The sequence below is a fragment of the Amycolatopsis sp. SID8362 genome (genome assembly GCF_010550475.1).
Lineage (GTDB): Bacteria > Actinomycetota > Actinomycetes > Mycobacteriales > Pseudonocardiaceae > Amycolatopsis > Amycolatopsis eburnea.
This window is the reverse complement of record NZ_JAAGNB010000023.1, coordinates 1-3,216: the sequence shown is the minus strand read 5'-3', so window position 1 is coordinate 3,216 and position 3,216 is coordinate 1. Positions and strand designations below refer to the sequence as shown.

Annotated in this window: 2 protein-coding genes and 1 pseudogene; 1 reads left to right on the top strand and 2 read right to left on the bottom strand. The window is 69.5% G+C overall.

Going from position 1 to position 3,216, the window contains the following annotated elements; translation table 11 throughout:
- Positions 1-628, top strand: a 628-nt coding sequence (locus G3I65_RS01225) for an IS481 family transposase (protein ID WP_160693930.1), incomplete at its 5' end; no start/stop codon positions are given.
- On the opposite strand, the gene G3I65_RS01220 is transcribed toward G3I65_RS01225, so the two are convergent.
- Together G3I65_RS01220 and G3I65_RS01215 are read right to left on the bottom strand one after the other, a co-directional pair.
- Positions 625-2,556 (bottom strand): protease pro-enzyme activation domain-containing protein, encoded by a 1,932-nt coding sequence (locus G3I65_RS01220; protein ID WP_160693928.1) that lies wholly within the window; start codon positions 2,554-2,556, stop codon positions 625-627. The two genes, G3I65_RS01225 and G3I65_RS01220, sit on opposite strands and share 4 nt — an antisense overlap.
- 239 nt (positions 2,557-2,795) lie before the next feature.
- Positions 2,796-3,216 (bottom strand): annotated as a pseudogene (locus G3I65_RS01215) (ROK family protein); the annotation flags it as partial.

Here is a 3,216-nt window from a genome sequence, read left to right as displayed (position 1 = left end):
CGGCGAACCGCTGCGCCGCTACGAACACGACCATCCCGGCTCGCTGATCCACGTCGATGTCACCAAGTTCGGCAACATCCCCGACGGCGGCGGGCACCGCTACCTCGGCCGGCAGCAAGGCGAGCGCAACAAACGCGCCACGCCAGGCTTGCCCCGCGGCGCGGACTACAAGCCCCGCACCGGCACCGCGTTCGTGCACACCGTCATCGACGACCACTCCCGCGTCGCCTACGCCGAAATCCACACCGACGAAACCGCGGTGACTGCCACCGCTGTCCTGCGCCGGGCCGTGGCCTGGTTCGCCGATCTAGGCGTGACTGTCGAACGCGTGTTGTCCGACAACGGCTCGGCCTACCGGTCCCACGCTTGGCGCGAAACGTGCGCCGAGCTGGGCGTTATCCCGAAACGGACCCGGCCTTACCGGCCTCAGACGAACGGCAAGATCGAACGTTTCCACCGGACCCTGGCCGACGGGTGGGCCTACGCCCGCTTCTACCCGTCCGAGAGTCTGCGGCGGGCGGCGCTACCGGACTGGCTGCACTTCTACAATCACCATCGACCCCACAGCGCAACCGGCGGCAAGCCGCCGGTCACCCGGCTGACCAACCTCCCCGGACATCACAACTAGACGAGGAGCAGGAACAGCAGGCCGTTCGGCGTACCGAGACCCGTCACGTCGTCGTAGCCGGGGGTGGTGTGGATGGTCAGGCCCTGGTAGTCGAGCGTGCGCACCGAGGTGAGCAGCCCGCCCGAAGCGTCCACGGCGTTCGCGTAGTCGACGCGCTCCACGGCGGCGTCCACGTGCTTCACGTCGCTGATCGCCGAGGTGCGCGAAGTCAGCTTGTAGATCACGGGGTTGATGAAGCCGTGGTGGAAGTGGTCGAAGCTGTCGGCCACCGCCATGATGCCGGCGAACACCGGCGACGCGAGGCTCGTGCCGCCGATCCGGTACTGGTCGTAGTAGGCGCCGTCCGGGAAGGTCTGCGTCTGGCCGACCAGGAAGCCGGTGTTCGGGTCACCGATCGCGGAGATGTCCGGGACGACCCGGCCCTTCTTGTGACCGGTCTGGTTCTTCGTGGACAGCGAGTCCGGCACGACACCCTTCTGGTAGAAGGGCTGCTCGAACAGGCGGCTGGTGCCACCGCCGGAACCGCTGGTGTACTTGGCCGGGCCGTAGACGCCGCCGGTCAGCGAGGACTTGCTGGTCTCCCAGCCGGTCTCGAAGATCCGCTTGCCGTCCTTGCCGATCGCGATGGACGTGCCGCCGACCGCGGTGATCCACGGCGCCGAGGCGGAGAAGTCCGGCGACGGCGTGCCGAGGCGCGCGACCTCGTCGCCGTTGTCGCCCGAGGAGAAGTAGACGCCGATGCCCTCGAGCACCGCCTGCAGCGAGATCTGGTTGAACACCTTGACCTCGTCGGCCGGGATGTCCTCGCCGGTGTCGCCGTAGGAGTTCGACACGATGTCGGCCTTGTGGCCGGCGATCACGTAGTTCAGCGCGACGTCGAGGGCGTTGTCCTCGCAGGACTCGCCGCCGACGTACAGGATGTCGGCGCCCGGCGCGAGACCGTGGGCGGCCTCGACGTCGAGGGTCTCCTCGCCGTACCAGCCCGCCGCGTCGCACTGGTCCGGCGGCTCGAGGACCGGGTTCGCCGGGAAGACGTGCTGCTTGAACTGGCTCTGCTTCAGCGGGTGCGCCGGGTCGTTCTTCCGGGCGTACGTGCTGGCGTCGGAGTAGATGGTCGGCGAGGCGAACGCGTCCACGATGGCGATCGTGGTGCCCTTGCCGTCCGCGCCGACCTTGTCGACGCCGTAGGCCGACCGCAGCTGCGCCGGGGTGTAGCCGCAGGGGGCGTACGGCAGCTGCTGGCCGTTGTAGGCGGGATCGGTGGTGTCGATCTTCTCGCCGTAGTAGGCGCTGCACGGCCGCGCGTTGCGGAAGCCGGGGCCGGGCGCGACGTCGGACGGCGTGCCGGCACCGGTGGCGTGGTCCGGCTTGAACAGGTTGGTCGCCTGGTCCACGCCGACGACGCCGAGGACGTCGTCCGCCAGGTTCGCGGGCACCGACAGGTTCTTGTCGGCGGCGCGGAGGGTCTGGCCCTTGACCTTGTACTTGCCCAGCTTGACGCCGAACGCGTCCTGCGTCTGGCCGGCGGTGCCGGTGGCCTCGACGTAGGCGCGGTTCGACGGCACCTCGCCGATGCTGAAGCCGTTGCCGGTCAGCCAGGACTTGACGGCGTCGACCGTGGCGTCACTGGCGGCGAAGCGGTCGCGCACCTGGTCCGGGCTGAGGTACTGCCGGTAGGTCGCGCTGTCCGGGTCGGACACGGCCTGCGCCAGCGCTTCGGCTCCGGCGTTGTCGCGCTGGTTCAGGTAGACCCGGAAGCTCAGCTTCGACGCGGGCGCCGTGTCGGCGACCTTCGCCTGCGCGTTCGCCCACAACGGGTGCGACTGCGGAATGTCCTGACGCCCCTGCGCGGACGCCGTCGCCGGCAGGGCGCCGGTCAGGCCACCCACCACCGCGAGCGAAAGGAGCAGGGTGGAGCTTCTTCGCACAGAAATCTCCCTCTTCGAAAGCGGCCCCCAGAAAAATGGGCCTTGGGAACACCGGGTGAGACTAGATCGGTGTTCCGCTCGCGGGGAAGTGCTTGCGGAACCGTTATCTCGGCGCGAATTCACGTCCTGCTGGGCGTGGTGCGGAAATCCGATTTGTCGGAGAGAAAACGCGAGGAATGCTCTCTTGTGCGCGGTAAGTCCGGTTTCGCGGACCACGGCCGGCGGGGGTGCGCCACCTACTAAAGTCGGGTGGTCCGTCCACTCGGGACAGTCCGCGCCGTGACGGCACTTCGGCCCTGGTCAAGGGCGAGCCTCCGGTCCACTTCGGCCACCGAGAACACCGTTTCCACGACCAGCGCCACCGCGCCGCCGAGCGCGTCGCCGCGGCCGCCGATCTCCACGCGCAGGTTCCGCGTCGCCCGCGGGAGCGCCCGGCGGTAGAGCTCCTCGCGGACCCCGGCGACGAAATGCGGTTCGGCGAGGTCGCCGGCGACGACGAGCACGCCCGGGTTGACCACGCACACGAGCGTCGCGAGGACCTCCCCCACCTGGCGGCCGGCGATTTCGGCGAGCCGGACCGCTTCCGGGTCGCCCGCCACGATGCGGTCACGGACGCCCGAGCCCGACGTCGTCGGCAGGCCCAGCTCGGTCAGGCGCGCG